This is a genomic window from Pseudomonas sp. St316, assembly GCF_018325905.1.
Taxonomy (GTDB): domain Bacteria; phylum Pseudomonadota; class Gammaproteobacteria; order Pseudomonadales; family Pseudomonadaceae; genus Aquipseudomonas.
The window spans coordinates 4,011,367-4,038,343 of sequence record NZ_AP021901.1; the positions used below are offsets into that span (position 1 = coordinate 4,011,367).

A 26,977-nucleotide genomic window follows, 5' to 3' on the forward strand; every position below is an offset into this window, starting at 1 on the left:
ACAGTTATCCCTTCTGAAATTGAATGGGCCGCAGGATTCTTTCCGGTTTACCTGTCGCAAGGGCTGGGGGGTTAAGTCGACTGTGATGCTCACAGAGCCGGTCCAATGTCTCGCGCAGGGCCTGTTCCGCTTCAGGATCGTGGGCCAGTTGGGTCTGGAAACACGGCGGAAATCCCGAGCCGACCAGAATCATTTTGTTGAGCAGCACGTTCAACGCGACCTGGGAGAAAACCGCCGTGTGTCCATAGCGTCGGCCGACGACCGCAATCGCCGCGAGCTTGTCGCGCAGCGGACGCTCCCGTGGCCGCAGGAAGCCATAGCCGACTCGCTCCAGGAACGCCTGGAAGCGACTGTTGGTGCCGTAGGCATGCATGACGGGGAGATAGAGCACCGCATCGGCGCGGTCCAACCGCGCCACCAACTGCCCGACGTCGTCCTGCACTTGGCAGTCCTGGTCGGAACAGGCGTTGTCGGCGTCGCAGTAGTCGATCCGGTAATCCTTGAGCCAGATGTCATCGACCGCGACCTCCTCGCCCAGGTGGCGGCGCACCAGCGCCACCACCCGTGCACTGACACCACAAGGTCGGCTTGACCCGACAATGATGGTCAGATTCATGATTCAGGACGCCTCCCGCAACCCTTCTTCGCCAGCCAGATAGGCGCGCAACGCCTCTTCCATCAACTGCCCGGTCAGCCACAACGTGACGCGGGCCACTTCCTTGATCTGACGACGATCTTCTTCGGTCTTCACCGCACGTTGCATCGCCACACGCACCTCTTCGGCGTGCTTCTCGTCGATGGTCGAGTGGGCGACGAAGAAGGTCATCTGCTCATCCTTCAAGCCCAGGTCGGCGCGGAACCGCTCCAGGATCGGTTGGATGTGCTCGTAGACGTCCTCGGCCCAGTAGCTGTAGCCCAGTCGAGCGATCGGCCCCTTGCGGATAGCCACATCGTTGAGAAAGGCGATCAGTGCCTGGGTCGGCGCCAGCGGCGCCGGCATGGCTTGCGGCAGCAGCCCGACCGACTCCAGGTCACGCAGCACCATGCGCTCGTGGCCCAGTTCTTCCAAGGCGTGCTTGTAGACGAAGCGCAACAGCGTCGTCTCCTCTGGATCGGCACTGAAGGCGCAGGCGGCCTGGTTCACCGAGTTGTAGCGGGTGTAGTGGTAGACCTGCAGCATGAGCTGTTGGTAGAGGGCTGGCGGCGTCGGGTTGTCCAGGCTGAATTTCCAGTAGGCGCCCTGCTTGATCTGGGCCCAACCCGCTTCGACGATAGCGTCGAGTTCCTTGAAGAATGTTTGCATTTCAATTGGCTCCTTTAACATTGAGGTAAACACTTTCGAGTTCCAGGTACACGAGGCTGTAGCGCCGCTCGACCTGTTCCCCGGTCCAGGTAACGTCATCCACCAGCACGCGCCCGCCCAGGCCGACATAAAGCGCAGCCAATTGGCCGCGGCACAGTGCCGAGATAAATCGCAGGTGGGTGTTGGCTTTCAGCCAGATGGCCGCTTGCAGGAGAAACATGCGCAGGTGCCGACCGCCGCGGTATCGCTCGTCCAGCACCAGGCGATTGGCATCGAAGGCATCCGTCGATTGTTCGAAATAGGCCTGCACGTCGACCGCTCGCTCGACGAAGCTCAGGCCATGCCCCAGCGGGGTGACACGCAACGTCCCGACCACTTCGTTCTTGTCCAGGTAGACCAGGTGATAGGACAAGGCGTCGCGTACTTGCTCCCTGCGCTCGAAGTCATCCTCCCGTGCCGGGTTGGTCCCCAGGTAGCGACTCCTGAGTTGCCGGACGGACTCGAACAGTTCATTGGCGTTGTCGATCACGCGAACAGACAGGCTCATCGCTGACCTCACTGGCCTTGACGCTGATCGACGATGCGCGCTTCTTTCCAGCTGAACCAACTGCCCAGGTTCACATGCTCGGCCAGATCGCCCACCACCATGACCGTGGCATCGACTCCCAGCCGTTCGCGCAAGCGCTCCTTGATCAGCAGCACCAGACGCCCACGATCGCCTTCGAAGAAACGCGACATTTCCAGCTTGGCGATAACGGTGTCGCGATCATTGGCGCGACTGAGGATGATCTGGTAACCAAGGCATTGTTCGACGCCTTCAAGCAGCGCCTGCTCGATCTGTGCGGCCGAGAAGGCACGATCGTTCAGTTGCACGGCATCCTTCACCCGACCGACGACCTTGACGGTCTGGCGCATCGATTGCGCATAGCCGGGGCGCGACTGGATCGAGACCAGGTCACCCGTGCGGTAGCGAATCAACGGCTTGCTGCCAGGGATCAGCATGGTCACGCACAACTCACCGTCGCCGGTGCAGCCCAGGCTTTGCCCGGACTTGGGATCGAGCACCTCGATGATGTAGTTGAGGCGATGCGGCACCAACTGGTCGTTGGCGTTGCAGGCCGCGATGATCATCGCCTCCTGGGAGCCATACAGGCTGTTGTAGGCCTGCGCGCCCCACAGGCTGTAGAGGTTGTTCTTCAACGCAGGCGTGCACAGCTCGCCGCTCATCATGAACGCGCGCAAGGCAAAGTCCTCGCGTGGGTTCAGGCCCAGGCGCTCGGCTTCCTTGGCCATGGCCAGCAACAGCCCCGGCGCCGATGCGAGCACGCCGATCCGCAGGTCCTTGAGCAGTTGCAGTGCCTTGGGCCAACCGATCACCGGTGAGTGCGGCCAGATCTTGGCATTGCACAGGTCGAGCTGGGTGCAGACATCACCCAGGGTGTCACCGAAGGAATGGACCTCGGTAGGTCCCATGATGCCGACCACGGTCTTTTCGCCCGGGAAATGCTTTTCGATCACGGCCTGGTAGGCCATCGCCAGCTGGCGATTGCTCGCGTAGCTTTCCTTGCGGTCCCGCGGGCATGGCGTGGCGGGACCGGTGGTCCCCGTGGTCTCGTAATAGAAGATGCTGTCTTCCAGCGGGCCGGACAAGATGTCGAAGCCTGCTTCGCGCAGATCATCCTTGGTCGTGAATGGCAAGGTGGCGAGGTCATCCAAGGTCAGCGAACGCTCGTCGACCTGGGCAAGGTGCCTGGAATAGAACGGCGAGGACCGCTTCACGTGGCCGATCACTTCCCGCAACTGTGACTGGTGCCAGGCCGCCAGCTCGGTGTCGCTGAGGACGTCGGTCCAATAGGCATGATGAATCGGATCGTACCGCTTCTTGAATGTCTCTAAATGCTCTTTCATTTCAGCCGCTCAGGTTTGATGGGTTACTGGAACTCAACGGCCGCTACGTTAGTAACAGAACTTGCAAATACCCAGCTGCGCTATCTCGCAGTTGTGCGCGCACGAGTTTCTTGTTAAAAGCACGCGCGATTACATACGCGCCGGGATAGCTCTTCGCCCCGTCGACATTCAGAAATGAATGAAAGATTAATATTCCCTCAGCGGTTGACAGCCCCAGGGCACGCTGGTAATTTCGCCGCACTGCCCATTATTCCCGCAGTGCTTAGCCAAGACTGGGATGTCTAAAAATGTACTATCACCTTTCTGCTATCAGTTCCTCCCACAGCTATCCCGACAGCTGTTCCCGGGCCATTCTGGCCATCTTCAAAAGCAATATCTGGCGTCGCTAATCTAGCGAAGACCGGAGCCTGTCTGCTGCCTGCCAGCAACGTCCTGATCTTTCCCCTCTGAAATCGATGGCGCTCGCGCCTTTGCCCTGCGCAACAATTGGCTGCAATCCATTGCAAGCTTTTTAGTGCGCGCGACATGAACAGCGTCCGCCCCGTCTATTCAGAATATCCGTCAACACGTATTTAAAGTGCCTGCGCGCTTTATATTCCCGTGGCGCTCTCTTAATCGAGCGCCTGAATCGTTACACCTTGAATATGGTATTAACCGTGAATAAAAATTTAATTGGCGTGAATGTTCTTCGCCGCGAAGAACGTCGACCTACGGATGCACTTGGCATATATGCAAATGCACTCGAACAACTGGGTCGCGAGTCTGTTTTCATTCTTGAGTCACTGTCCGGCCCAAGCCGTGATCGCCGAGCGACAATCATCGGGCTCGAACCGCTCTTCGAAGTGTGTATCAATGAGGGCCAGGCCCAACTGCGGGGCTGCGCCGCCCTGTGTGAACATTTGTCTGCCAGCCTGCGGCAAGCGGGCCTGCAGGTCGACCAGGAACACAAGGTCCATCTACCCGACAGCGAGGCGGCGTGGAACCTGCTCCGGGCTATCCAGGCAACGTTCCAGCCGGCGTCCAATGCCCCTTCCAGCCTGGCCTTCTTTGGCTATTTCTCCTACGACTGCGTTCGCCTGATCGAGCGACTTCCCGATCTGGCCAAACAGACCTACGACTACCCGCTCATTGCCTTGTCGGTCTACCAGACGCTGGTTTATTTCCACAGCAACGGCATCGTCGAAACCCTGATCAACAACCACGATCTCTGGTCGCCCCGTACGTTGGAGGATTACCCCTTCCTGAGCACAACCCCGGCCTCCGAGGCGCTGGCTCCGCTCCCCTACCCCGAGGCCTTCGAGGAAGAGCGCACGGTGACCCCGGAGCAATTCGTCGAGCGTGTCGAAGTGGCGATGGAGCACATCCGCGCCGGTGACGTCTACCAGATCCAGCTCGGCCATGAGATTCGCATCCGCTCGCAGGTTTCGCCGTTCGATGTGTACCAGAACCTGCGCCTGCGCAACCCTTCCCCCTACATGTACCTGGCCCACGTAGGCGGCATCGACCTGATCGGCGCCAGTCCGGAGCTGTTCGTCAGGATCAAGGACGACTTGATCGAGATGCGCCCGATCGCCGGCACCGTGGGCAAGAAGCCTGGTGTCGATCCGACTCAGTTGGTCCTGGAGCTGACCCGCTCCGAGAAGGAACGCGCCGAGCACCTGATGCTCATCGACCTGTGTCGCAACGATATCGGGCGCGTGTGCCAGGCCGGCTCGCTGGAGGTCGATGAGTTCATGCTGGTGGAAGAGTACTCGCACCTCTACCACATGGTGTCGAACGTTCGCGGCTTGCTGCGCCCGGGGCTGGATGCCTATGACGTGATCAAGGCATCGTTCCCCGCGGGCACCATGTCCGGCGCGCCCAAGGTCAGGGCGATGGAGCTGATCGAGGGGATGGAGAGCAACCGCCGGGGCATTTATGCCGGGGCCCTTGGCCTGGTCGGCTTCGATGGCAGCGTCAACACCGCATTGTGCATTCGCTCGACGGTCTTCGACGAGGGCACGTACCACTTGCGTGCATCCGCCGGCGTGGTGGCCGATTCGGTGCCAGAGCTTGAGTGGAAAGAGACACTCTACAAGATGGGTTCCGTCTACCGGGCGGTGACCGGCCAGGAGATCGCCCTGTGAAAGTATTCTTGATCGACGCCTATGACAGCTTCGTCTTCATCATCAGCCAGTACCTGGAACAACTGGGGCTGGAAACCCACGTCGAGCGTCACGACGTACCGGACCTTATCCAACGCATTGAAGCGTTCTCGCCAGATTTCTGCGTGCTGGGCCCTGGGCCCGGGCATCCGGCGGATGTGGGCTACATCGAAGTGATCAAGCACTTTCAGGGGCGCCTGCCGCTGTTGGGTGTGTGCCTGGGTCACCAGGCCATCGGCCTGGCCTTCGGCGCCCAGGCTTGCCGGGCCCCACACGTGATGCACGGCAAGGTGAGTACGATCGAGAACGACGGCAAGGGCGTCTATGACCACACCCAGGCTCGCGCGATCCGAGCGACTCGCTACCACTCGTTGATGATCAGCGAGCAGCCGTTACCCGACTGTTTGGAGATCACGTCCAGATCAACGGACGATGGCTATGTCATGGGCGTACGCCATCGCCACCTGCCGGTGGAGGGCGTGCAGTTCCACCCTGAAAGCATCCTCACCGAAAACGGCCTGGACCTGTTCCGCAGTTTCATCCGGTGTCACGTGCACAAGTGATCCACCCGCAAGGGGCATGCGCCAATGCCAATCAGTTAAGCGAAACCCATGTGGGAGCGAGCTTGCTCGCGAAGACGGCTGCACCGTCAACAGGCATATCGCCCGGGACACAGCCTTCGCGAGCAAGCTCGCTCCCACAGGTTCTGCCACCTGACTGATCGGCATTCGAGGCATGCGCCCCTTCTTTCCCCGTACTGCGACTGCTTCATTCCTGCTACAACTAGAGCGATCCGTTTATGGACAAACACCACTCCCCCGCCTGCGGCCGGACCCAGGCCGAGCGTGCCGCTACGCTGACCGCCTTCACGAGCCTCGCCAAGGATGCCAACCGTTGCGATTGGGAGCGCCTGCTGAACAAAGTGCTGCGCCAACTCGGCTTTGGCAGCTACCTCATCAGCCTGGGGCCAGCAACGCCGAGGGATACCGACCCTCTGGCCGGCCTCATCACCACCTTCCCCAAACACTGGTTGGAGCACTACCGCTGTGACGGGTTGATCGAGATCGACCCGATACTCAGGCACTGTCGACGCGAACTGGTGCCGCTTTTCTGGGACAGCGAGCGACGACGCGCGCGGGGACGCTCCCGGCTCTTCTGGGAGCAACGCGAGCAACACGGCCTGCGCAGCGGCGTGAGTATCCCGCTGCGCTACGAAATGCTCAGGGGGACCTTGAGCGTGGCCTTCGACGATATGCAGATCACCGAACAGAAGGGTTTTTCCAACCCCGCTGTTTATCAACTGTTCATGCTTATCCCCTACTTGCTCGCCGGGATACGACATCAATTGCAACGGCCTGCCCAACCGCGCCAGGACCTGACGCCCAAGGAAATGGACTGCTTGTACTGGGCCAGCGAAGGCAAGACCACCTGGGAGATCAGCCACATCCTGACCTGTTCCGAACGCACCATCGACTTCCACCTGCTCAATGCCCGACGCAAGCTGGGCTCGGTAAGCCGCCAACAGGCCGTCAGTGCTGCGGTAGCCTGTGGCCTGGTCATGCCGACCGTTAACTCGCCGACTTACCGGTGCCAGAAATGAGCACAAAAGTGGTTTCTACGACAGGCCATCCTCAGGGATAACCTGATGGCATATCCAAGTCAGCGATGGCAAGCTTGCGACCTGCAGGCAGCACGTTCATTCCCGAAGCCTGCAGCCATTTACCTCGGGTATCCACCACCTGTTAGTCAACTGAACAAGGATGTCGGCATGAAAATCTCTCTTGGTCTCGTCGCCCTGGCCGGGTGCCTGTCCACCTTTTCTGTCTCGGCAGCGGGCCCGAGCCACAGCGATTTGTTCAAGGCCCTGGCGCAGTGCCAGGCCAGTGCGCAGCAAGTGAGCGAGTTCAATGGCCTGGTTGACGCCGAGCAACTGACGCTCCCCAAGGATGAAGCCCACAGCCCGTGGGGCGGTGGTGCCTGGCAAGCCACCCCGGCGCTGACGGTGCACGGCGTGTCGTCGACCACCCTGGTGATGACCGACCGCGTCAGCTTCTTTCTCCAGGCCAAAAGCAGCAGCCCGAAGGCCGATGCCGAGAAGCTCGCCAGCACCCTGAAACTGCAAAAGACCCTCGATACCGACGGCTACGTTGACTATCAGCGCAGCCTCGGCAACGGCGCTACCCTGCGAGTGGTCTCCACGGAAGACAAGGACAGCGATCTCTACGTGGGTTGCAGCTATGAGCAGGATGCTTCCTGAGATCCGGTGATACCCTCTCCCGCGGAAATATTGAAAGGCGCAGTCGTCAATGCCCGGGCATTGGACGGTTTGGACGTTTTACATCGCACTTTTGCCGCACCGAGCCAGGGCTCGCAAGGCGGCTTGGTTCAGACACTCCGGACGCACGCAGTAACCGGCTGATTTCCTGCGCACTGACCGCCTCGCTGAAGAAGTATCCCTGAATTTCATCGCAGCCGTTATCACGCAGGAAGGTTTGCTGCTCCTGGGTTTCGACACCTTCGGCAATGACCTTGAGGTTCAGCTTGTGCCCCAACGAGATCACGGCGGTGGCGATGGCTTTGTCGTTCTCGTTGTTGGGCAGATCGCGCACGAAAGACTGGTCGATCTTGAGCCTGGCGATCGGGAAGCTTTTCAATGCGGCGAGGCTGGAGTAGCCGGTGCCGAAGTCGTCGATCGAGAGGCTGATGCCCATGGCTTGCAGGGCCCTCATCTTGCTGATGGCTTGCTGAAGGTCTTGCATGATCAGGCTTTCGGTCAGCTCCAACTCAAGGTACATCGGGTCCAGTGCGGTTTCCTGCAAGGCATGCATCACCCGGTCGATCAGGTCCCTTTCGATGAACTGACGGGCTGAGATGTTCACCGACATGGTGATCGGCGGCCAACCGGCATCCTGCCAAGCCTTGTTCTGCCTGCACGCGGTATGGATCACCCAGTCGCCGATAGGCACGATCAACCCGGTCTCTTCGGCCTGGGGAATGAATTTGATGGGAGAAACCATGCCGAGCTCGGGATGCTGCCAGCGGATCAATGCCTCTACGCCGATGATCTGGCCTGACTGCAGATCCACCTGTGGCTGGTACAACAGCAGGAACTCGTCATTGTTGAGCGCGCTTCGCAGCCCGTCTTGCATGGCGAGCTTGCCCTGGACCTTGTTATTCATCTCGCTCGTATAGAACTGGAAGCTGTTGCGCCCCAGTTCCTTGGCCCGGTACATGGCAGCGTCCGCATTGCTGAGCAACGTGTCGGTGTCGGTACCATCGGTAGGGTACGTGGCCAACCCCATGCTGCAGGTGACGTGGAGCGTATGGCCGCTCAACTGGATAGGCCGCAGGATGGCTTCCTGGATTTTGTGCAGGACTGGCGTCACGCCGTCCAGGTCCGAGGGCTGGTCGAACAGGATGATCACAAACTCGTCGCCACCCAGTCGCACCACGGTGTCGGTACGCCGTACACATCCCAGCATGCGCTGGGCGACGGTTTTCAGCAGTTCGTCCCCGGCACTGTGCCCAAGGCTGTCATTGACCAGTTTGAATTTGTCCAGGTCGAGAAACACCACGGTCACCAGCCGGTTGTAACGCTGGGCATAAAGCATCGCCTGCTTGAGGCGGTCTTCAAGCAGCGTGCGATTCGGCAGCCCGGTCAGTGCGTCATGGTCGCCCATGAAGCGAATGCGCTTTTCGGTCAGTTGGCGTTCTATCGCAATGCCGGCAAGCGGCGTGGCCATGCCGATCAGATGCGTCTCGGCCGCGCTGGGGCTGCGCACGGTGTTGGCATACACGGCAAACGTGCCCAGGACCTTTCGCTCATGGGACAGGATCGGCGTCGACCAGCAGGCGCGAAAGCCATAGGGCGCAACGAGTGAACGGTACGCTTCCCACAGTGGATCCTGCTCGATGTCCGTGACGATGACTGGCTCTCGTCGATAGGCCGAGGTACCACATGAACCGACGTTCGGACCGATTTCAATTCCGTCGATGAGCTGGCTATAAGCTTTCGGCAAACTGGGTGCGGCCCCGTGCAGCAGGTGCTTGCCCTCCTCATCCAGCAGCAGGATGGAGACCTTCATGCCCTCCAGTTGGGACTCGACCAGGTGCGCCAGGCTGTCGAGCACTTCTGCAAGCTCGGTGCTCCTGGCGATCAGCTCCAGGACATGACCTTGTCCGGCACGAACGATGGCCTCCTGCTCCAATCGGTCGTTTTGCACGGCGAGCCGTTGCGTGGCGATACTCAGTTGGGCCGTTCTTTTCTCCAGCTGAAGCCGGTCTTCGAGAAATTGATTCACCGCCCGCGCCATGTTGCCGATCTCGTCCTTCCCATGGTCGGCCATCATCAAATGCGTTTTGTCCGTGTGTTCCTGTCGCAATTGCCGGCTGATTGCATTCAGGCGCACGAGCACATGACGGCCCATGAAAACCCGGGTCACGAACCAGGCGAACACCAGGCTGGCGCCCAACATGATCAGCACCCATTGCTGGCTGCGATTCGAGGCATCGACCAGGCGCTGCACGGCTTGGCGATAGTCTTGGGTGTAAGCACTCGATTGCGCACGGGCCACCGCGACCAGGACCCCGGCCTCGTTCTTGAGTTGCTCATTGAAGCGCTGCAGGACGTTGTGTTGATCGATGAGCGTCTGGCGCTGGGAGAAGAGATCCGGCGTCTGCACATCAGCGTCGGATAACACGCCTGCGGTGCCTAGCAGGCGCTCATATCGAGCCCGCAACCGTTGCACGGCCTCACTGTCAACCGCCTGCGGCAGATCGAAAAGCAGCACCGCCAGTTCCAGGCTGGCCCGGGTCTGGGTCGCCGTTAATCGGGCGGTGCGATCCTCCAGGGCCTGCCCGAAGGTGACCTCGGTTTGCAGCAGGCTTTCTCGCAGTTGCGCAACGATGTTGGCGGTGTTGCGGAACATCTGACTCGACTGATGCATGTCGAGTATCGCCACGCCACTGTTTGCGGCAGTCAGTTGCTGCACCTGTTGATCGAGGGCTTCAAGCTGTTCGACGGTCGCCGCATAGCTTGAACGCAGGATGTCAGGGGAACGGGTGGTCAGCAACTGGTCGGTCTGGCGTTCGATCAGCAAGGTGCGCTGCACCATGTCTTGCCCATTTTGCATGCGGACCAGTCGTTCATCCGTCAACTGGCGAGTGGCGCTGTTTGAGGTGCGCAACGCGTAGACCGCAGTCGCTCCCCCCGCCAGGATCAGCAGCGCCAGCGTCAGGAACGCCAGGGTGAATTGTGCGCGCAGCGATTGGGGCAATAGCTGGCGTCCAAGCCGGGAAGTCATGTCCAACGTCAGGGGTTCCATTGGTGGCGATAGATGTCTCGATAGCCATTGTCAGGATCGTACTGGAATTTTTTCCCGCCATCGAAGGCGATATTGTCGGCGTTGACCAAGTGAATCGGCGCGACGAAGCCGCTCACTGGTTGACCTGCAAACAGCCGGTTCAACTCATCCATTACTTGCCAGCCATGCTGGTTGAGCGGCTCGGCCACAGTAACGGTCTGATAGGTCTTTGCCTGTATGCGCAGGAAAGCCGAAGCGCTGCCGTCACCGGCAGACAACAGGCTGATGCCATCACTGGGTATGGCGGCGCTGGTCAGCGAGGCAATCGAGTAGTCGAAATAGATGTCGTTGATGGCCAACGCATGGGTCCAGCGTTTGCCATAGCGCTGAAGCAATTGTTTGGTGATCGCCGGCATCTTCTCGCCACTTTCGGAGATCGCCACATCGCGCACCTCCAGCAACTTACATTCACGACAGGCACGAATGACGTCTTCCATGGCCTTGGCTTTCGCCATGGCGATGCTGTACTTGGAGTCGGTCAGGATCACCACGCCGGCGCGTCCGTTTGACTGCACCACTGCCGCCATGGCGGTGAGGCGCGCCACTTCAAGCGGGTCGGTCGTGACGTTCATGGCCACCGGCGTACCGTCAATCGGCCCCGGGCGTACTCCAGCGTGCCAGCCAACCACCGGTACCTCCTTGTTGGCGAAGAGCAGCAGCGCCGCTTTGTTCTCAAGGGCATCGGAGCCGCACAGGATAAGGCCGTCGGGTTCCGCTGCCAGGGCATCGGAAAAGGCCTTTGCGCGTCCGGCCGATGAGCCGGCACCGTCGTATATCTTCAGCGTCCAGCCCAACGCATTGGCGGCCTCCCGGGCGCCCTGCGCGACACCGACAATGCCTCCGTTACGCAAATCTTCTGCGACAAGCGCGATGCTCTTGCCCCCCTGGGCTCGCGGGCCAGATTCAGGGCCGCTCCAACGAACGGCACCGAGGGTGGCCTTGGAAACGATTTCCTGCGCTTGAATCACCGTGACCGCAGCGTTCTCGAGACCCGCTGCGCTTGGCAAATCCTGACCGTATCCGGAAGTTGCCGTGAAAAGACAGGAAACCGTTATTGAAGCCATCCGCAGTAACGAGGACCTCGGAAACCTGGGCCCGATCGAACAGGTTCGATCGGCGCATGTGAGGCCATGTATGGGGCTGGTGGCGCGATCAAAGTCTGGCATGACGTCCCTTTTTGCCAAGAATGCAGTGTACCCAAAGGATAGTCGGTTCTCACCGCCCGGTGACGGCCATCCCAAGCCACCTTAAGCATGCTCACTTCACCCCGGATGACGCCAACTTATTGGCACAAAATCCGATGAAATAAAAATAAATTAATACAGTGACGGTTTCCCGACGCACGGTACCCGTGTGCCATTGCTGGGGGTTCAAATCGAAGCTCATCATCCGCAGGCAACCCCCCGCAAAACGTTTAGGCCGCCGACCTGGACTACAGGAAGTAATTAATCGCATCACTCAATGGAGCGACACCGAGATGATGACTGTTTATTTTGTGGTGATGACGATCTGCAGTGGCTTCGAAGGCTGTGTCGAGGAACGACAACCAGGGCCAACCTTTGCTTCCAAGGCAATGTGCATGGAGACGGCCAGAGTCATGGCGCCGCGCAAAGGGGTGAAGTTCAAGTGTCGCAAAGGACGCATGTTGGTGGTCGAGACACCACCAGCAGAAAACTACGGCAAAATTGTCTCCACCAAGACCGCAGGCCAGCCCTAGCGATATGCACGTCCTTCACTGACAACGGGTCAGGTGCTGGACAGCGCTGGGGGTGATGCCAAGGTGCACAATCGCATTGACGACTGTGCCCCAACAGTTGCGCCCTTCACCCATTCCCAAGCATCTGCCACAACGACGCCCCCACCCCGGTAATGCTCTCCCCGGCAATCAACCCCGCCGCCGCGGTGATGGCGAAGCGTTCCGTAAGGCTCGGCCAGCGGCAGCTCACCAACCACGTCAGCACCGCACCGAGGGCCATCATCAGGGACACCGAGGCCGGCAAGACGAAGGCCAGGCCCAAGGCCGCCGTGCTTGGCAGGTACCGGGCCCGATGCCCCGGTAGCAGGCTGTCGAGGATTCCCAACAACAAGCCGACCAGGCCGCCGATGAAAATCGCCCAGCGGATGCTCGCTGACAATGAATCCAGGCCCAGGGTCAAGGTTTGCGCCACGGCCTTCCAGGTGGCGACTGCCGGGGCTGGCCACTCTTCGGTGAGCAGCATGGTTTGCGGGTCCGGGATCAGGGCCAGGTAAGCCAACACGCCGACGATACTACCGACGAAAATCCCCAGGGTCTGGGCGATCAACTGCTTGCGCGGCGTGGCGCCGATCGCCCGGCCTACCTTGAAGTCGTTCATCAAGTCGGTGCACTGCCCGGCCGAACCACCGGCGGTGTTGGCGCTCATCAGGTTGATCGGCACCTGTCCCGGCGCGACGATGCCGAAGCTCAACTGGGACAATTGTCCGATGGCCCCGATCGGCGGAATACCCGTGGCGCCGACCACTCGGGCGGCCACCGCCGCCAGGCAGATCGCCAAGGGAATGGTCAACAAGGCCATCCACGGGTTGATGCCGAACAACAGCACTTGCAGGCTCACCACCAGGATGATCGACAGTACAAAACCGGCGACAGGCCCGGGCTTGGGTAGCGTCCAGATCGCCCCGCCGCCCGCCTTGGTGGACCGGTGCAATGCCCACAAGCGAATCGCCAATGAGGCCAGGGTCGAGCAGACCATCAGGCTCACCCCCGGCCAGAGCAACCACTCCACCAGCGCCGCGAACTGCGGGCCGCTGCTGCCGTGCGGCAACTGCACCAGGCCTTGCTCCAGCAGCCACGGCGCCAACCCGCCCCACGCCAGCAAGGCACCGAGCAGCAACGTCAGGCCCACGCGAATACCGATGATCCCGCCGAACCCCACTAACAACAGCGAAGGGTCAGCGGTAAACGTCAGGCGCTCCAGCTGGGCGCTCGGAGACCAGCGCGCGATGGCCCACATGAAGGTGTCGATCGCCTTGACCAGCCCGGACAGCAATGCAGCGCCGAGCAGCACCTTCAAGCGCGTCGCGGCTTCGTGGCCGTGGTTGTAGATGTGCAGCAGGGTTTCCAGGGTTGCCATGCCCTCGGGAAATTTCAGCGCCTTGTCGTTGAGCAGTGAGGGGCGCAGGTACCAGGCAATCCAGATCCCCAGGAAGCTCACCGAAAAGACCCAGGCCACCATGGGAATGGCATCCAACTGCTGGCCGGTCAGCAAGGTATAGGCCGGGATGGGCGCGACCAACCCACCGGAAATGATCGACGCAGCGGCAGAGGCCACGGTCTGGTTGATGTTGCTTTCGTGCAGCGTCCAGGGCAATCGCCCCACCGATCGACTCGCCAAGCCTTGCCAGAGGCCATAGCCAACCAGCAAGGCGATGATCGACATGTTGAACGACCAGCCGATCTTCAACCCGGCATAGACATTGGAAGGTGTCAGCAGGATACCGAGGACGATTCCCGTGCTGACCGCACGCGGACTGAGCTCGCGTTCGACGGCGGCGTTCAAGGGGAATGTGGACGAGGTTGGATGCATGCGAAATCCTTATCGGCACTGGGGCAGCGGCCAGATTCAGATTGATCCCCTGTGGGAGCGAGCTTGCTCGCGATAGCGGGGTTTCAGCCTCTAACGATGTAACTGATCCATCGCCATCGCGAGCAAGCTCGCTCCCACAGGGTCATATGAAGCGGCAACTTAATAAGGGAACGCTGTATTGGCGCAAGGTTCACCTGAAGGTGGGGAACCCTGGCAACGTTCGACCTATCGCTTGCCCTCGCAATTGACCATCCAGGCAATCCCGAAACGGTCTTCGAACATGGCAAAGCGTTCCGCCCAGAAAGTCTTCGCCAAGGGCATGTGCACGCTGCCACCGGCGCTCAAACCATTAAACAACCGCTCGGCCTCCTCCACGCTGTCGACGTTGAGGGAAACCGACACGCCTTGCGGCTTGCGATACGGCTGGCCTGGCGGACAATCGGAGGCCATCAGGCTGAAGGCGCCGACGGTCAGGCACGTGTGCATGATCAGGTTGGGATCCTTGGGCATCCCGGTTTCCTCGGGGGCCTCGGCAAAAGACATGGAAAACAGCTCGCCGCCCAGGACCTCTTGGTACAAAGCGAAGGCTTGCTTGCAGTGACCGTTGAAGGTCAGGTAAGGAATGATTCTCATGGTGGATTCTCCTGTAGCCGGTTTCACGATTGGCCGGACATCTGCGCCCGCAAGCGTTCTTCCTGCTCGCGCAACTCGGGGGTAACGGACTCGCCGAACTCTTCAAGCTCGAAGATCTGGCGGATCTCGATTTCACTGTCGCTGACCATCGGATTCGGGCAGCGCTTGACCCAATCGATGGCCTCCTGCAATGACTGGACCTTGAAGATCCAGAAACCGGCGATCAGCTCCTTGGTTTCAGCAAAGGGCCCATCGATCACCGTCCGGTCCTTGCCGGAAAACTGCACGCGCACGCCCTCGGCGCTGGGGTGCAGGCCCTCACCGGCGAGCATCACCCCGGCCTTGACCAGCTCTTCGTTGTAGGCACCCATGGCGGCCAGCAGTTGCGCACTGGGCATTTCTCCGGCTTCCGATTCCGGACTGGCTTTGACAATCACCATAAATCGCATGCTCTGATCTCCTGAGAATGGATGGATCAAGCCGTCCGTGTGGCGGCTCTACGGACTAATCGAATGGCAATGGCCGAAATCGACAGCCCGATGAGAATATTTTTTTACCGACTCCAGACCAGGCCATTGGACTCCATCCTCAATGCAGGATCTGGCTCAGGAACAGCTTGGTGCGGTCGTTCCGCGAGCTGTCGAAGAAGTGGTTCGGCGCAGCCTGTTCGACGACTTCATTCTTGTCCCTGAAGATCGCCCGCTCGACATCCATAGTTCGACGCACCTCGAAGTGAGGAACCTGTCGATCCCCTAGTCTATGCGCCAACAGGGAGGAGATGACGATGACACACACCCGCTTTTTTGGAAAAACCGTACTGGCCTGCACGTTCATCCTGGCGATTATCGGCTGGGGGATCGGCTTCTATGGGCCGCCGATTTATATGCAAGCGGTCATGGAGCGCACGGGTTGGCCGATCGCCCAGGTCTCGGCAGCCGTTACCTTGCACTTTCTCAGCGGCACGCTTGTCATCGCCAACCTGCCACGCCTTTACGCACGCTTCGGGATACCCACCGTCACCCTGCTGGGCAGCATCCTCCTGGGCATTGGCGTGAACATCTGGGCTAACGCCAACCAGCTATGGGGGCTGTATGCCGGTGCCGTCTGCTCCGGTATCGGCTGGGTCACATTGGGTGCCGCGGCCGTTAACACCCTGATTGCGCCGTGGTACGTCAGGGAGAGGCCCAAGGCCCTGGGCAAGGCCTACAACGGCGCCAGCCTGGGTGGCGTGATCTTTTCGCCGCTGTGGGTGTTGCTGATCGAACGTTTCGGCTTTGCCATGGCGGCGCTGGTCATCAGCATGGTCGCGGTGCTGCTCATAGGCGCCTTCGCTTTCCTGGTTTTCAGCAAAAGCCCACAAAGCCTGGGACAGCATCCCGACAATGCAGACCAACCGGAACCCGTGCCAATCAGCGCCAGCGCCATGCCGTGGACCGCCATGCAGACCCTCAGGTCGGCAAGTTTCCGCACCCTGGCAGCCGGCATGTCCCTGGGGCTGTTCGCCCAGATCGGCTTGATCGCGCACCTGTACTCGATCCTGGTCGGCCGCATGGGTGCGCATGACGCCTCATTCGCCATGGGCCTGGCCACTGCCAGTGCGATGGGCGGGCGATACGTCGCCGCACGCTTGATGATCCAAGGCATGAACCGACGACAACTGGCCTGTCTCGGTTATGCCATCCAGATGCTGGGCACGCTGATGCTTCTGGGCCTGGACCTCCACCCGACAGTGGCCTGGATAGCCGTGGTGTTGATCGGCTCGGGCATCGGCAATGCCACCTCCTTGCCGCCACTGATAGTCCAGACCGAGTTCAGCCGAGAACAAACCGCCAGGGTGATCGCCTTGATGGTCGCGATCAGCCAAGCCACCTACGCCTTCGCCCCGGCCTTTTTCGGCCTGGTGCGCTCGGCTTTCTCCGATCCGAATCACGCCATCGGCGCCGTCGTGACAGGAGCGGTGGTCGTGCAGGGGCTCGCCATTTTGGCGTTCTATCGGGGCGTGTCCGCGCGCCCCTTCAAGAAAACCGCTTTTTGACCTCAGCCCCTGGCCATGCACCGCCCGCTAAGAACGGAACGCATCAACCTTGAGCCCAAACCGGCTCATTTTGTTGTACAACCCACCCCGCGACACGTTCAGCCGTTGAGCAGCCAGACGGATATTTCCGCGCGTGTCTTTGAGGGCGGCGATGATGGCATTCATCTCATGGGTGCCAAGGTCCGGAGCCATCCGCGGCTCAGGGGCACTTCCCCATGTCGAGGGCCGCCCTCGCAACCTGATATCCAGGGCAAGATCGCTCGGCTCGATCAGTTCGGTCATCGCCAGGTTGGTCGCCCGTTCAATGACGTTCTCCAGCTCACGGACATTGCCTGGCCAGTGATAGGCGCCGAGCATATCCAGCGCCGCTGGCGAAAGGTCTTGCATCGACTTGCGTAGCGATCGCGCACAACGCGCAAGAAAATGCCGTGCCAGCAACGGCACATCTTCGCGGCGCATGCGCAGCGGCGGCACCGTCAGGTTCAGCACGTTGAGCCGGTAGTAAAGATCCTCTCGAAAGGCCCCCTCGGCCACTGCCTGGCTCAGGTTGCGGTGGGTGGCGGCGATGATGCGCACGTTGACCCGCAGCGATTTTTTCGCCCCCACCCTTGTCACCTCGCCTTCCTGCAGGACACGCAGCAGGCTGACCTGTGCATCGAAGGACATGTCACCGATTTCATCGAGGAAGATCGTCCCGCCATCGGCCAATTCGAACTTGCCTGCCGACCCGCCGCGCGCCGCTCCGGTGAACGCGCCTTCGACATGTCCAAACAGTTCGCTCTGCACCAGGTCACGGGGAATGGCGCCGCAATTAACCGCCACGAAAGGCCCGCCACATCGATCGCTACCATTATGGATAGCCTGGGCGAACAGCTCCTTGCCAGTGCCGCTCTCACCGAGGATCAGCGTGGTCGAATCACTGCGACTGGCAATGCGCGCCAGGTGCAGCGCATCCTCGATTGCCTGTGAACGGCCGAGGATGGTTTCGAAGGTGTAGCTGGCCTGGGTGCCAATGATCCGCCGGGTGATTTCCCGGATACGTCGGTTCTCGCGCAACGACACAACCCGCCCGCCTTGCTCCAGCGGGCAGACCGACACCAGGCATGCCAGATGACTGCGGTCGTGCAGTTCAAAGGTGCAGTCCAGGTCGCGCACGCCTTCCCCACCCGCGAGCAGGACGGCATCGGTCAATTCGCTCTGGCCCAGGCTCTTGAACGGGCTGCCGAGCAGGTCACGGCCGACGCGGAACAACTGCCGTGCGTAATGGTTGAGCGCCTTGATGCAGCCCTGCTCATCCAAGACCACCAAGCCTTCGTTGAGCACTTCAAGCACTGTCTGTTGTTCTTCCAGCAAGGCTTGCAGCGCCATCTGCCTCGCGACCGCCTCGGCCGCGGCCTGGACGGTGCCCAGCGTATGGAAATGAAACCAGCCGGGCTCTGCCGTCAAGGTCAACATGCCCAGCGTCCGGCCTTGGGCATCGCGGATTGGCGCGGCGGCGCAATGCATGCGGCGCTGGCGCAGGCCAAGCCCGAAGTTCTCCTCGGCCAGCACATACACCAAACGGTCCTCGACAATAGCCAGCCCGGTGCAATTGGTGCCCTGTACCGACTCCAGCAGTCGACTGCCAATGGGTGTGAGGTCCAGGCCACAGAAATACAATGTCGTGCCTTCGGCATCAGTCAGGTTGATATGGCCCCTGGGGTTATAGGCGAGCAAACCGCGCATGACTTGCGCCGCAGCGGCGATCAGCACCCGGTTGGCTGCCAGTGTCGCGGTCAGGTCGGCAGGCGCGACAAAACGGTACTCGCCATCTTGCGGATCGAGGCCGGCACTGACGCTGCGCAACCAGGACTCCCAAATCACTCGGCGGATCCCGACAGGCCGCTCGATAGCACCCTGCAAGCACGCTCGCCAGGCCTCGTCCAGCGCAGTGCCTGGTCCTTCGTTCAACGACGCGGGGCCTAGCGTGGTGAGGTAATCGCGGTCTTCGGCACTCAACGCTGCAGGTTGCTGGTTCATGATTCGGCCACATGTTCATATTTTCGACATGTCAGTATAGACATGTCATTCAAATGAACATCTATTCAAATTAATAATATAAAAATGCCTTATATATCAAATAGTTAATTATTGGCACAGCACTTGCTCCCTGCTTGGACAGACGAGGACATTCTGATCGCCGAGTCGTAAAAACAATAAAGGGAGTCATGTTCATGAGCACATCCAAAACCCTCCGCCTTGGCCTTATCGGCGCCGGCCGCATGGGCAGTTTTCACGGCCTGACCGCCGCCCGGCACATCCCCGGCGCGTGCCTCGCCGCCATCGCCGACCCTACCCCCGGCCAAGCCGCGCGCCTGGCGGCAGAACTGGACGTGCAGAAGGTCTATACCGATCCCCAGCAATTACTCGACGACCCGGACATCGACGCCGTGCTGATTGCCGCGCCGGCACGCAGCCACGCCGAACTGGTGATCAATGCGGCCCGGGCCGGCAAGAGTGTGTTCTGTGAAAAACCCATGGCCATCACTCTGGACGAAGCGGACCGAGCCATTGCCGCCGCTGCCGATGCACGAGTAACGCTACAAGTCGGCTTCAACCGTCGCTTTGCCAGAAGCTTTCGCACTGCTCACCTGGACGTGCTTGCTGGCCGCATCGGTACGCCACAACTGCTGCGCTCGCTGACCCGCGACCCGGCGCTGAACAACCCCGCCGCATCGCCACAATGGGTGATCTTCCTGGAAACCTTGATCCATGACTTCGATACCCTGCGCTACCTGAATCCGGGCGCCGAGGCGGTTGAGGTTTTTGTGATGGCCGATGCCCTGATCGCACCGGCCTACAAAGACAAAGGATTTCTCGACACGGCAGTGGTCACCCTTCGTTTCGATAACGGCGCCATCGCCACCGCCGAGGCCAATTTCCAGGCCGTGTATGGCTACGATGTCCGCGGCGAAGTGTTCGGCAGCGCGGGCATGCTGACCATGGGCAACGTCAACGACTCTGACTTGCTGCGATACCTGGCCAATGGGGTCCAGGCCGACACCCAGCGCATGGACACCGACTTGCTGCGCGATGCCTATGTGGCCGAGCTCAACCACTTCGTCAGTTGCGTGTGCAGCGGCGAAAAACCGCTGGCCAGCGGTGAAGACGCGCGGGCGGCCCTGGCCATCGCCCGCGCCTGTATCGAGTCCTTCCAACAGGGCAAGCCGGTGCGGGTGCAAGGAGCACTGTCATGAGTTTCACACCGTTCAAACTGGCGATCAGCGCCGAAATGGTCTTCCTCGACCTGCCCTTTATCGAACGAGTCAAACGTATCCACGCACTGGGCTTCAGCGTCGAGATATGGAACTGGACGACCAAAGACATCCAGGCCCTTGTAGCGACCGGCGCGGACTTCACCTCCATGACCGGCTACATCTCGGGCAACCTGACCGATCCCGAGGATATCCAGCAGCTGCTCGACAGCGCCCAGGAATCCTTGGCCGTCGCGGCACAATTGGGTTGTCCAAGCCTGAACCTGCATGGCACCGGCCTGGGTGATCAGGGGCTGCCGGTCAAACCCGTGGCCCAGACCACCGGCCGCATGTGGTTGAGCGCCTGCAAGACGCTGGAAAAAATCGCCCGCCTGGGCGAGGACGCGGGTCGGGTTTTCCTGCTGGAAAACCTCAACACCGAAGTCGACCATCCGGGCACGCCGTTCGCCCGCGCTGACGACACCCTGGCGCTGATCGAGGCCGTGGGCAGCCCGCACCTGAAGATGAACCTGGACCTCTATCACGCACAGATCGGCGAAGGAAACCTGATCGAACTGATCCAGCGCGCCGGCAGCGCCATCGGCGAAATCCAGGTCGCCGACGTCCCGGGCCGCATGGAGCCCGGCACCGGTGAAATCCATTATCCGGCCATTGCCAGGGCCCTGTTCGGCATGGGATACAGCGGTGTCGTCGGCCTCGAAGGCTGGGCCAGCGGTGACAGCGAGGTCGCGCTTGAGCGTTTCAGGCAGGCCTTCACGCTCGATGGATAAAGCACGCGCCGAATTCACAACGTGCGGAAGATTTTCATCCCTTGGTGACGTACAACTCATAACAACAAAAGGAAAACCATCATGCGTCGTTGCACACTGCTTTTCGCCACCCTGCTATTGCTCTTCAGCCAATGGGCCGCCGCCGACTATCGCATTGGTGTCAGCATCGCCAGGGTCGACGACAACTTCATGACCTACGTGCGTAACGGCCTGGACGAGGCCGCGAAAAAGGAAAACGTGCAGATTCAGTTCGAGGACGCCCAAGGCGATGTGGTGCGCCAACTCAACCAGGTCCAGGGCTTTATCAACCAGAACGTCGATGCGGTCATTGTCCTGCCGGTGGACACCTCCGCCACGGCCAATATCACGCGCGCCGCGGTCGAAGCGAAGACGCCGCTGGTCTACGTCAACCGTCACCCGGACGAGCGCACCTTGCCCAAAGGCGTCGTCACGGTCGCGTCCAATGACATAGAGGCCGGACAGCTGCAGATGCGCTACCTGGCCGAAAAGCTCGGCGGCAAGGGCAACCTCGCGATCATCATGGGTGACCTGGCGCAAAACGCGACCCACGACCGCACCGAAGGCGTCAAACAGGTGCTCAAGGATTATCCCGGGATCAAGATTGTCGAGCAGCAAAGCGCCGAGTGGCAGCGCAACAAAGGGATGGACCTGACCAGCAACTGGCTGTTGGCGGGCAGCCGTTTCGATGCCATCGTTGCCAACAACGACGAGATGGCCATCGGTGCGGCCATGGCCTTGCAACAGGCCGGCAAAGCCAAGGGCGAGATCGCGATTGTCGGCATCGACGGCTTGCCTGACGGCCTGGCGGCGATCAAGCGTGGCATGCTGGTCGCCTCGGTGTTCCAGGACCCCAAGGCCCAGGCGACCAGCGCGGTACAGGCAGCGCTCAAGATGATCAAGGGAGAGCCCGTGGAAACGGACGTCTGGGTGCCCTTTCAGTTGATCAAGCCTGAGCAATTGGCGGTGTTTGAACAACATTACAAGTAACGACACGCCCGACACTTCGCCGCGATCCCGGCCAGGGATCAGCGGCGACTCACCCCCCAAATCCCATCCGTTGAAAGACGACCTCGCTAACCGGTCTACTTCCCTCCGGTCACATCCAGGAAGGTCCCCGTCACAAACGAAGCATCCGCCCCCGCCAGCCAGAGAATGGCCCTGGCCACCTCCTCCGGCTGGCCACCACGTCCCATAGGGATCGAGTCCTTCACCCGGTCGACTCTGCCCGGCTCTCCGCCACTGGCATGCATCTGGGTGTAGATATGCCCGGGTCGAACGCAGTTGACACGAATACCCTCCCGAGCCACTTCCTTGGCATAGCCTGTCGTGAATGTTTCGACCGCGCCCTTGGACGCTGCGTAGTCCACGTATTCATTCGGGCTACCGAGGCGGGCTGACGCCGAAGAAATATTGATGACTGCACCGCCACGCCCGCCATAACGATAGGCCATGCGCCGGGTGGCGTGCTGCGCGCAGAGCATCGGGCCCAATGCATTAACCGCAAATATTCGCTGCATGCGCTCGAAACCAAGATCCTCCAAGCGAGACTGCTGCGCCAGTATCGAAGCATTATTGACCAGCACATCGATTCGTCCGAAGCGCCGGTCAACGGTGGCGAACAGCTCGGCGATCTGTGCAGGGTCTGCGTTATCGGCACGTACCGCCAAGGCACGGGCGCCCCTGGCCTCGACCTGTTCTGCCACCGCCAACGCTGACGCTTGATCGGCGATGTAGGTCAACACGACGTTGTAACCTTGCTCAGCGGCCAGTATGGCGGTCGCCGCCCCGATCCCACGCCCACCTCCAGTGATCAGTATCACGGGCTTTTGTGAACGGTCATTCATGATCGATCCCTCACGGTTAAATGAAAAAAAAAACGTTAGCCGATAACCAGCGTACCGAGGGCAATGACTGCGCATGCCAGCAGCTTGCGCAAGGTCAACGCTTCGCCAAGAAAGGCGTATCCGATCAAAGCGGCGAACATGACGCTGGTTTCTCGCAGGGCGGACACCGCCCCCATGGGGGCCTGGGCCATGGCGTAGATCACGACCCCGTAGGCCAGTAATGAAACCAGTCCGCCGGCGAAGGCCACGGCGATGCCTGGCCGCACGGCAAAGAGGCTTTGGGCATCGCGCAGGCCGATGTAAACCATGGGCATCATCAAGCCCCATAACAGGCACATCCAGGCGGTGTAGGCCATTGGCGCCCCAGAGAGACGAACGCCTATGCCATCAACCACACTGTAAGCGGCAATGAAACAACCGGTTCCCAGCGCGTAGGGCAAGTTGGGCAATGCCCGCCTGCGCCCGGTAAAGGCCAGCGATACAATTCCAATCGACACCAACGCAATACCCAGCAGCGCACTCGGCGACACCCGCTCACCGGCGAACACCGAAGCGGCCAGGACAATCAGGATGGGAGAGACACCGCGGGCGATTGGATAGGTTTGGCCCAGGTCCCCGGACTTGTAACTGCGCACCAGGAACAGGTTGTAACCCACGTGCAATAAAGCGGACAGCCCAACGCAAAACCAGCTTGCACGAACGGGCGGAGGCAGTAGCGTCGCGACAATGGCGCTGGCCAGGGCTATCGCCATGCACATGATTGTCATGGACCACAAACGGTCGGCGCCCCCGCGCAGCATGGCATTCCAACTGGCGTGCAGCAGCGCGGCGAACAAGACGAGGCAGATGATGTGTAAAGGCATGCATCATCCTAGACCGCTCAAGTAGCGCTATAGAAGCGAAGTCTCTTCATCCAGGCATGAAGAAAACCTCATGCATAAGCGTGCTGAGCGCCCAGGGCCTGGGTCACCAGCCAACGACGAAAGCTGACGATATGAGGCTGCGTCTCGATCCCTTTGGGGCACACAAAGTAATACGCCAAGGGAGAGGCGAATGGCAGGTCGAACAGCCTTTCAAGACGACCGTCTGGACTTGCCCCTACAAAACCGGACACCAACTCCCTGTTAAATTGATGCTGCCGCCAAGCGCCTGAACTCCCTCGGCGAGCGATATTTCAAAGCGCTGTGCGGATGCTGCTCGTTGTAATGTTCGAAGGCAATTGCCAGGTTACGCAACGCCGTTTCCCGATCCGGTTTGGGCATGTGCGCCACGTAGTCACGCTTGATCGTCTTCACGAAGCTCTCCGCCATCCCGTTGCTCTGCGGGCTGCGAACTGGCGTGGTCACCGGCTGCAAACCGATCTGCCGAGCAAACAGGCGTGTCTGTTCGGCGGTGTACGCCGAGCCGTTGTCGCTTAGCCATTGCACCGGCGTGGTGGGCAATTGATCACCGAAGCGCTTCTCCACGCTTTCCAGCATCAAATCGCGGATATCATCGCCGCTGTACCCGGTCGGGCTTGCCACCCAGCCGATGGCTTCGCGATCACAGCAATCGAGGGCGAAGGTCACGCTCAGTTTGGCGCCGTCCTCGCAGCGGAACTCAAAGCCGTCCGAGCACCAACGCGTATTGCTGGTTTTCACGGCAATACGGCCTTCGTGCCGACGCGGCACGCCGGGCTGTTTGAGTCGACGCTCCAGCAGCAAGTTGTGATCACGCATGACCCGGTAAACCCGCTTCACATTGATCGCCGGCAGCGAATGGGTTTCACGTTCCCGACGCAGTAATCCCCAGACACGACGGTAGCCATAGCTGGGCAACTCGCTGACCTGCTGTTGGATTTCAACCACCAACTCAGCGTCGTCCACAGGTCTGCTTCGCCGTGTCTTGGGCGATACCGATTGCTTGATTCGAACCGTTAATTGCGAGCGCGCCACACCGAGACATTCGCTGACCAGCTTCACTGGTCGTCCCCCGGCAACAAGGGTGAGTGCGCAATCCATTTTCGCGACCGGGCGATCTCCACGGCCTCTTTGAGGATTTCGGCTTCCATCGTTTTCTTGCCCAGAATCCGTTGCAGTTCACGGATCTGCTTGAGCGCATCGCTCAGCTCGGAGGCCGGCACCACGGCTTCGCCAGCACTGACCGCCGACAGGCTGCCGTCCTGATACAGCTTGCGCCACAGGAATAACTGGTTGGCATTGATGCCGTTGCGTCGAGCGACGACCGACACACTTTGCCCTGGCTCAAGGCTCTCGCGAACCATGGCCAGCTTTTGCTCTGGACTCCAGCGGCGTCGCCGCTCCTGGCCCAAAAGCTCCCCACTCTTATCGTTGCTATTAGTCATAAACATAACCGTTTGCCTATCCCTTATCGTAAGGGGGAAACGGTGTCCTGTCTTTCATGGGGCTCGTTCACCGTCCTTGAGCTCGGCTTCAACATGTCCGCTACGTGCCAGCGCGATGCCTTGTCCCAACAGCGCCGCCTCGATGGTCATATTGGTGTCTGCGTAGCGAATGCTTTCCTTCAAGGTCGTGACCTCGACACCCACCTGGGCAAACCACTGCTCCCATTTCGGCACCAACGCTGCGCCATCGCGCGTAAGCAGTGGATAACGCAGCAATTCAGCCGCCGTTCGAGGCGTACCGAAGCGGGCAAGCAACGCGGGGCTTGCGACAGGAAAAATCTGCTCGCGGAACAGAAACTCTGAGAACAACGACGGGAAATGGCCGTTGCCCAGGCGGATAGCAACGTCCGGGTCTGTCGTCGAAAACTTAATGGCGCTATCGGTACTGTCCAGCGTCAGCAGGATTTGCGGATGCGCTTGCGCCAGGTCCGGCAGCCTGGGCAACAACCACTTCAAGGCAAAGGAATAGGTCGTGCTGACGCGCAGCCGCTGCCTGCCGTTTTGCTCGCGCAAATCGGCCAGGGTGGCTTCCAGCTTCATGAAGAACTCCCGCACGATGGGCGCAAGCGCGGCGCCTGCCGAGGTCAGGTGCAGCGAACTGCTGCGATGAAACAGCTGCAATCCCCAAAGCTGTTCCAAATGCTTGAGCTGGTGGCTCACCGCGCTCTGTGTAACATGCAACTCCTCGGCTGCCGCCGTGAACGTGGTGTGCCGGGTAGCGGCTTCAAAGGCGCGCAGGCTCGAAGAAGGAGGCAGGTTTCTCATGATGTTCCCTACTATGAGTAAGCGCTCATGCTAGCGCCTTTGCATTGCGCGTTGTAGGGCCGCTGTTCGCCGATTACTGAGTTAAGTGCTAGAGGGTTTCCTCTTCAGGGTTTTGGGCGTTGCTGGCGTATCGATCATCCATGACCAATCACTCTTGCGCACCGCTACAATACAAACGAAAAGCCGCGGTGGGTCGCACTGCGCTCATATTCCAAGAGGCACTCGTAGTCAGCCTCGCTGGCCGGCAAGACTGCCTTGATAGCCAACGCTTGAGAAACCTCAGGAAGCTGTGTCAACGCTTCGTTCATGGCGTGCCGGACAGAGTCTGCTTCCGTCGCCGTTCGACGAATCGACGTGATGTAAGGCAGGCAGGGAGTGCGCACGCTTCGCGCCAGGATCCTCAGGCCTTCGATCTCATCACTGTTATCTCTCGCCAGATAGTCGTAGGTGACACTGTCGATAGAAGCCAAATCACCGTCATGACCCTTTAGCCTTCGAATGCTCTCCCTGTGCGATCCGGTGAAGGTTAGTTTCGAGAAAAAACCACGGTCGCTGATCCCTGCCAGCGTGTGGCGCAGTAAGTTCATGCCTGAATTGGAGTCCTGCGCATTGATCAACCCATGGCCGCCTTGGAAACCCGCCAGATCAGTCACCCCCGAATCGGCTCTACAGAGCAGCAAGCTGCAATGCTCACCACCCGAGCTATGGGCAAGCTCATAACTCGGGCGCCCTACCAGCCTCACCCTTCCCCGCAGTGACGTGATGAATGGATAACCACAGGTCTGGGATAACAAGAGGCCTGGGGAAAGCCAATGGGACATTGGATCAACGATCTGCTTTTGCTCACGGCGCTCGCCCAGGATCTCCAGGACGCGTTGGAGCCAGGCCTCTTGTGCCTGTAGAACCCTGGCGGGAGCGAGGTACATGGATAGATCGCTGGTCATATGAAATCCAGTCAGGCATGTGA

General features: G+C 60.2%; 24 protein-coding genes and 2 pseudogenes. 9 read left to right on the top strand and 17 right to left on the bottom strand.

Features of this window, described 5'->3' with window-relative positions:
• Positions 1-4: 4 nt before the first annotated feature.
• From KI237_RS17660 to KI237_RS17675, 4 genes are read right to left on the bottom strand one after another with little or no spacing between them, the layout of a single operon-like run.
• Positions 5-616, bottom strand: a complete 612-nt coding sequence (locus KI237_RS17660; protein WP_212796361.1) for a flavodoxin family protein — start codon at positions 614-616, stop codon at positions 5-7.
• 3 nt (positions 617-619) lie between these two features.
• On the bottom strand, positions 620-1,303 hold the full coding sequence (locus tag KI237_RS17665) for an iron-containing redox enzyme family protein (RefSeq protein ID WP_212796362.1): 684 nt from the start codon (positions 1,301-1,303) through the stop codon (positions 620-622).
• A gap of 1 nt (position 1,304) precedes the next feature.
• Complete coding sequence (locus tag KI237_RS17670) at positions 1,305-1,850, bottom strand: GNAT family N-acetyltransferase (RefSeq protein WP_212796363.1); 546 nt, start codon at positions 1,848-1,850, stop codon at positions 1,305-1,307.
• 8 nt (positions 1,851-1,858) lie between these two features.
• Entirely contained in the window at positions 1,859-3,211 is a 1,353-nt protein-coding gene (locus KI237_RS17675) for a phenylacetate--CoA ligase family protein (protein ID WP_212796364.1), read from the bottom strand.
• A gap of 644 nt (positions 3,212-3,855) precedes the next feature.
• Between KI237_RS17675 and KI237_RS17680 the strand changes: the two genes are divergently transcribed.
• From KI237_RS17680 to KI237_RS17695, 4 genes are all read left to right on the top strand, one after another.
• The gene (locus tag KI237_RS17680) at positions 3,856-5,337 is read left to right on the top strand and encodes an anthranilate synthase component I family protein (RefSeq protein WP_212800638.1); all 1,482 of its coding nucleotides are present in this window, start codon (positions 3,856-3,858) and stop codon (positions 5,335-5,337) included.
• A complete protein-coding gene (locus KI237_RS17685; RefSeq protein WP_212796365.1) occupies positions 5,334-5,918 on the top strand; it encodes an anthranilate synthase component II in 585 nt (194 codons plus the stop codon). Before KI237_RS17680 ends, KI237_RS17685 begins: the two co-directional genes overlap by 4 nt.
• Before the next feature lie 236 nt (positions 5,919-6,154).
• The gene (locus tag KI237_RS17690; protein WP_212796366.1) at positions 6,155-6,955 is read left to right on the top strand and encodes a helix-turn-helix transcriptional regulator; all 801 of its coding nucleotides are present in this window, start codon (positions 6,155-6,157) and stop codon (positions 6,953-6,955) included.
• 168 nt (positions 6,956-7,123) lie between these two features.
• Positions 7,124-7,612, top strand: coding sequence for a hypothetical protein (locus KI237_RS17695; protein ID WP_212796367.1), 489 nt, complete (start codon positions 7,124-7,126; stop codon positions 7,610-7,612).
• Positions 7,613-7,658: 46 nt separating this feature from the next.
• On the opposite strand, the gene KI237_RS17700 is transcribed toward KI237_RS17695, so the two are convergent.
• Both KI237_RS17700 and KI237_RS17705 read right to left on the bottom strand, forming a co-directional pair.
• Positions 7,659-10,679 carry an EAL domain-containing protein gene (locus KI237_RS17700; RefSeq protein WP_212796368.1) on the bottom strand — a complete coding sequence of 1,007 codons (3,021 nt, stop codon included), beginning with the start codon at positions 10,677-10,679 and terminating at the stop codon, positions 7,659-7,661.
• Positions 10,667-11,686, bottom strand: a complete 1,020-nt coding sequence (locus KI237_RS17705) for a substrate-binding domain-containing protein (protein WP_212800639.1) — start codon at positions 11,684-11,686, stop codon at positions 10,667-10,669. Before KI237_RS17705 ends, KI237_RS17700 begins: the two co-directional genes overlap by 13 nt.
• A 509-nt stretch (positions 11,687-12,195) precedes the next feature.
• On the opposite strand from KI237_RS17705, the gene KI237_RS17710 reads away from it, so the two are divergent.
• A complete protein-coding gene (locus KI237_RS17710) occupies positions 12,196-12,435 on the top strand; it encodes a hypothetical protein (RefSeq protein ID WP_212796369.1) in 240 nt (79 codons plus the stop codon).
• A gap of 106 nt (positions 12,436-12,541) precedes the next feature.
• Here the strand turns inward: KI237_RS17710 and KI237_RS17715 are convergent, their stop codons facing one another.
• From KI237_RS17715 to glnQ, 4 genes and pseudogenes are all read right to left on the bottom strand, one after another.
• A complete protein-coding gene (locus tag KI237_RS17715) occupies positions 12,542-14,284 on the bottom strand; it encodes an OPT family oligopeptide transporter (protein ID WP_212796370.1) in 1,743 nt (580 codons plus the stop codon).
• Positions 14,285-14,509: 225 nt separating this feature from the next.
• Positions 14,510-14,917, bottom strand: coding sequence for a VOC family protein (locus KI237_RS17720; RefSeq protein WP_212796371.1), 408 nt, complete (start codon positions 14,915-14,917; stop codon positions 14,510-14,512).
• 23 nt (positions 14,918-14,940) lie between these two features.
• The gene (locus tag KI237_RS17725; protein WP_212796372.1) at positions 14,941-15,366 is read right to left on the bottom strand and encodes a YciI family protein; all 426 of its coding nucleotides are present in this window, start codon (positions 15,364-15,366) and stop codon (positions 14,941-14,943) included.
• A gap of 139 nt (positions 15,367-15,505) precedes the next feature.
• Positions 15,506-15,619 (bottom strand): annotated as a pseudogene (glnQ, locus tag KI237_RS30760) (glutamine ABC transporter ATP-binding protein GlnQ); the annotation flags it as partial.
• 82 nt (positions 15,620-15,701) lie between these two features.
• On the opposite strand from glnQ, the gene KI237_RS17730 reads away from it, so the two are divergent.
• Positions 15,702-16,952: an MFS transporter gene (locus KI237_RS17730; protein WP_212796373.1), complete on the top strand. Its 1,251-nt coding sequence runs from the start codon at positions 15,702-15,704 to the stop codon at positions 16,950-16,952.
• Between the two features lie 27 nt (positions 16,953-16,979).
• On the opposite strand, the gene KI237_RS17735 is transcribed toward KI237_RS17730, so the two are convergent.
• Positions 16,980-18,971: a sigma-54 interaction domain-containing protein gene (locus tag KI237_RS17735; RefSeq protein WP_212796374.1), complete on the bottom strand. Its 1,992-nt coding sequence runs from the start codon at positions 18,969-18,971 to the stop codon at positions 16,980-16,982.
• A 194-nt stretch (positions 18,972-19,165) separates the two neighbouring features.
• Here KI237_RS17735 and KI237_RS17740 point away from each other — a divergent pair, with 194 nt between their 5' ends.
• From KI237_RS17740 to KI237_RS17750, 3 genes are all read left to right on the top strand, one after another.
• Positions 19,166-20,188, top strand: a complete 1,023-nt coding sequence (locus KI237_RS17740) for a Gfo/Idh/MocA family oxidoreductase (protein ID WP_212796375.1) — start codon at positions 19,166-19,168, stop codon at positions 20,186-20,188.
• Positions 20,185-20,976 carry a TIM barrel protein gene (locus tag KI237_RS17745; protein ID WP_212796376.1) on the top strand — a complete coding sequence of 264 codons (792 nt, stop codon included), beginning with the start codon at positions 20,185-20,187 and terminating at the stop codon, positions 20,974-20,976. The genes KI237_RS17740 and KI237_RS17745 overlap by 4 nt, the downstream gene beginning before the upstream one ends.
• Positions 20,977-21,057: 81 nt before the next feature.
• Complete coding sequence (locus KI237_RS17750) at positions 21,058-21,984, top strand: sugar ABC transporter substrate-binding protein (protein ID WP_212796377.1); 927 nt, start codon at positions 21,058-21,060, stop codon at positions 21,982-21,984.
• Positions 21,985-22,079: 95 nt separating this feature from the next.
• Here the strand turns inward: KI237_RS17750 and KI237_RS17755 are convergent, their stop codons facing one another.
• The 6 genes and pseudogenes from KI237_RS17755 to KI237_RS17775 form a co-directional block, all read right to left on the bottom strand.
• Positions 22,080-22,841 carry an SDR family oxidoreductase gene (locus KI237_RS17755; RefSeq protein ID WP_212796378.1) on the bottom strand — a complete coding sequence of 254 codons (762 nt, stop codon included), beginning with the start codon at positions 22,839-22,841 and terminating at the stop codon, positions 22,080-22,082.
• A 35-nt stretch (positions 22,842-22,876) separates the two neighbouring features.
• Entirely contained in the window at positions 22,877-23,704 is an 828-nt protein-coding gene (locus KI237_RS17760) for an EamA family transporter (RefSeq protein WP_212796379.1), read from the bottom strand.
• A 68-nt stretch (positions 23,705-23,772) separates the two neighbouring features.
• Positions 23,773-23,928 (bottom strand): annotated as a pseudogene (locus tag KI237_RS30555) (LysR family transcriptional regulator); the annotation flags it as partial.
• 37 nt (positions 23,929-23,965) lie between these two features.
• Positions 23,966-25,185, bottom strand: a protein-coding gene (locus KI237_RS17765; protein WP_376741864.1) for an IS3 family transposase whose coding sequence is annotated in 2 segments (ribosomal slippage) — positions 23,966-24,840 and positions 24,840-25,185 — 1,221 coding nt in all. Because the reading frame shifts where the segments join, the coding sequence is not laid out codon by codon here.
• Positions 25,186-25,239: 54 nt separating this feature from the next.
• A complete protein-coding gene (locus tag KI237_RS17770; RefSeq protein ID WP_249410626.1) occupies positions 25,240-26,010 on the bottom strand; it encodes a LysR substrate-binding domain-containing protein in 771 nt (256 codons plus the stop codon).
• Positions 26,011-26,174: 164 nt separating this feature from the next.
• Entirely contained in the window at positions 26,175-26,954 is a 780-nt protein-coding gene (locus KI237_RS17775; protein WP_212796380.1) for a phosphate/phosphite/phosphonate ABC transporter substrate-binding protein, read from the bottom strand.
• Positions 26,955-26,977: the final 23 nt, after the last annotated feature.

Coding starts and splice junctions, on each gene's coding strand:
- KI237_RS17745 (WP_212796376.1), top strand. CDS start 20,185: ATGAGTTTCACACCGTTCAAACTGGCGATCAGCGCCGAAATGGTCTTC.
- KI237_RS17665 (WP_212796362.1), bottom strand. CDS start 1,303: ATGCAAACATTCTTCAAGGAACTCGACGCTATCGTCGAAGCGGGTTGG.
- KI237_RS17715 (WP_212796370.1), bottom strand. CDS start 14,284: ATGCATCCAACCTCGTCCACATTCCCCTTGAACGCCGCCGTCGAACGC.
- KI237_RS17720 (WP_212796371.1), bottom strand. CDS start 14,917: ATGAGAATCATTCCTTACCTGACCTTCAACGGTCACTGCAAGCAAGCC.
- KI237_RS17710 (WP_212796369.1), top strand. CDS start 12,196: ATGATGACTGTTTATTTTGTGGTGATGACGATCTGCAGTGGCTTCGAA.
- KI237_RS17675 (WP_212796364.1), bottom strand. CDS start 3,211: ATGAAAGAGCATTTAGAGACATTCAAGAAGCGGTACGATCCGATTCAT.
- KI237_RS17750 (WP_212796377.1), top strand. CDS start 21,058: ATGCGTCGTTGCACACTGCTTTTCGCCACCCTGCTATTGCTCTTCAGC.
- KI237_RS17760 (WP_212796379.1), bottom strand. CDS start 23,704: ATGCCTTTACACATCATCTGCCTCGTCTTGTTCGCCGCGCTGCTGCAC.
- KI237_RS17680 (WP_212800638.1), top strand. CDS start 3,856: ATGGTATTAACCGTGAATAAAAATTTAATTGGCGTGAATGTTCTTCGC.
- KI237_RS17775 (WP_212796380.1), bottom strand. CDS start 26,954: ATGACCAGCGATCTATCCATGTACCTCGCTCCCGCCAGGGTTCTACAG.
- KI237_RS17730 (WP_212796373.1), top strand. CDS start 15,702: ATGACACACACCCGCTTTTTTGGAAAAACCGTACTGGCCTGCACGTTC.
- KI237_RS17695 (WP_212796367.1), top strand. CDS start 7,124: ATGAAAATCTCTCTTGGTCTCGTCGCCCTGGCCGGGTGCCTGTCCACC.
- KI237_RS17700 (WP_212796368.1), bottom strand. CDS start 10,679: ATGGAACCCCTGACGTTGGACATGACTTCCCGGCTTGGACGCCAGCTA.
- KI237_RS17740 (WP_212796375.1), top strand. CDS start 19,166: ATGAGCACATCCAAAACCCTCCGCCTTGGCCTTATCGGCGCCGGCCGC.
- KI237_RS17690 (WP_212796366.1), top strand. CDS start 6,155: ATGGACAAACACCACTCCCCCGCCTGCGGCCGGACCCAGGCCGAGCGT.
- KI237_RS17660 (WP_212796361.1), bottom strand. CDS start 616: ATGAATCTGACCATCATTGTCGGGTCAAGCCGACCTTGTGGTGTCAGT.
- KI237_RS17735 (WP_212796374.1), bottom strand. CDS start 18,971: ATGAACCAGCAACCTGCAGCGTTGAGTGCCGAAGACCGCGATTACCTC.
- KI237_RS17755 (WP_212796378.1), bottom strand. CDS start 22,841: ATGAATGACCGTTCACAAAAGCCCGTGATACTGATCACTGGAGGTGGG.
- KI237_RS17670 (WP_212796363.1), bottom strand. CDS start 1,850: ATGAGCCTGTCTGTTCGCGTGATCGACAACGCCAATGAACTGTTCGAG.
- KI237_RS17770 (WP_249410626.1), bottom strand. CDS start 26,010: ATGAGAAACCTGCCTCCTTCTTCGAGCCTGCGCGCCTTTGAAGCCGCT.
- KI237_RS17725 (WP_212796372.1), bottom strand. CDS start 15,366: ATGCGATTTATGGTGATTGTCAAAGCCAGTCCGGAATCGGAAGCCGGA.